The organism is Vibrio sp. YT-19(2023) (genome assembly GCF_033337395.1).
Map to the genome: position 1 here is coordinate 1 of NZ_JAWOQN010000210.1, position 953 is coordinate 953.

General features: G+C 46.2%; 1 protein-coding gene and 1 pseudogene. One reads left to right on the forward strand and one right to left on the reverse strand.

The window, feature by feature from the left end:
• Window positions 1-101: pseudogene (locus tag R7E78_RS24920) on the reverse strand (DNA base-flipping protein); the annotation flags it as partial.
• 268 nt (window positions 102-369) lie between these two features.
• Here R7E78_RS24920 and R7E78_RS24925 point away from each other — a divergent pair.
• A partial coding sequence (locus tag R7E78_RS24925) for a hypothetical protein (protein WP_318058448.1) occupies window positions 370-953 on the forward strand: 584 nt, incomplete at its 3' end.

Sequence of the window (953 nt, forward strand, 5' to 3'; positions counted from 1 at the left end):
CCCGGATAGCCTGCCATTTTGGCAATTTCGCCGTAGGTCGATACTTTTCCTTTTGGAATTTGGTGAATTACAGCAAAGATTTGCACTAAAAATTGGTCCATACTGAAACTGTCCGTTGTGGCTTGCTAAGGAATGGTAATACACACGACTTGTATTTCGCTAACAGTTCTTGTGCATGGTTAACATTTGTTGCTAGTGAGTTAGATGCCTTTTTAAAGACCTTTTAACTAAAGACAAATTGGTGCATCAAGCGCACGAAATACAAATTAACGATAAGCTAAGCTTGAATCTAGACCCACTCAATGACTTTAGATACCCAGTTTTATTTGCCGTTGAGTTACCAAGTAGGTGGGGAAGCCAGGAGGCGCTATGATTTTTTCAACACTTCAATTTTTCATCACAACTTTTCTTGCCGTTGTGTGTGCCCGAGCGATGAGTTTGAGTGAGGGCGAAATCCCAGTACTCGCACTCATGATCCCGGCATTATGGCTGTTGCCTCAAGGTGGTCTTGCTGGCTTAGTGTTGCTCGGCGCTATGATGGTGTTTGGCGCGACGCTTTCGATGCAGCCCATTGCGTTGTCTGTTGGCGTGCTGATTCTATTCCCGTTACTTATGGTGGTGTTCTCACATCGCAGCTCTCTTGGCGTTCTCCTTACCACCGGTTTGATTGTGATTACCTTACAAGTAGGGCTGATGGTCACGCAACAAGGCGGTAAGCTTGATGGTTCAGCTTGGGTGACCGTGGTTCAAACGTTGTCTGTTGTGGTCATGTGGTGGGCAGCAACGCATTGGAAACGCTCAGAAAAACACAGCTGGTGGCCTTTGCTTTTACTATTGCCTCTCTGGATTGCCGATCTTCATTACGCGGTGCTGGTGGCGTTGAGCATTACTGGGATGTTGGCTTCGATGGAAACACTCGCCAAATTAAAAGACTCGATTCGCTGGAGTAAGTT